The organism is Vogesella mureinivorans, assembly GCF_007644035.1.
Classification (GTDB): Bacteria; Pseudomonadota; Gammaproteobacteria; order Burkholderiales; family Chromobacteriaceae; genus Vogesella; species Vogesella mureinivorans.
In genome coordinates this window covers 1-419 of the sequence record NZ_VMTV02001180.1, presented here as the reverse complement: position 1 = coordinate 419, position 419 = coordinate 1, and the positions used below count along the sequence as shown (strand labels likewise).

The following is a 419-nucleotide window of genomic DNA, read 5'->3' as shown; positions in this document are numbered from 1 at the left end:
AGCACACCGACAAGGGGCGGCTGGAGCTCAATTTCCTGATCCCCAACACTGAACTGCTGACCGGGAAACGCCTGCAGCCGTACTACGATCGCGCCGACCGGCCGCGCATCGATGCCTGGCAGACCGTAGTGAACGGCAGACTGGGGCTGCATGATCCAAATGCCCCGGAGAACCGGCGGTTACTGGTCACGCCGTCCGCACTGCCGGAAACGAAGCTGGAAGCCGCTCAGGCGATTACACGGGGTTTGCTGGCCTTAGCCTCATCCGGGGAACTCAAGACGCGCGAGGACGTCACAGGGGCGCTCACAGCGGCAGGTTTTGAGGTGGTCCGCACCACAAAAAACAGTATCAGCATTGCCGACCCGGACGGGGGGCGAAACATCCGACTGAAGGGAGCCATTTATGAGCAGTCTTTTAGC

At 61.1% G+C, this 419-nt stretch carries 1 protein-coding gene; it reads left to right on the top strand.

Translation table 11 applies throughout. The features are described from left to right. On the top strand, positions 1 to 419 hold a 419-nt coding region (locus tag FLQ44_RS23405), incomplete at both ends, for a relaxase family protein (protein WP_147696237.1).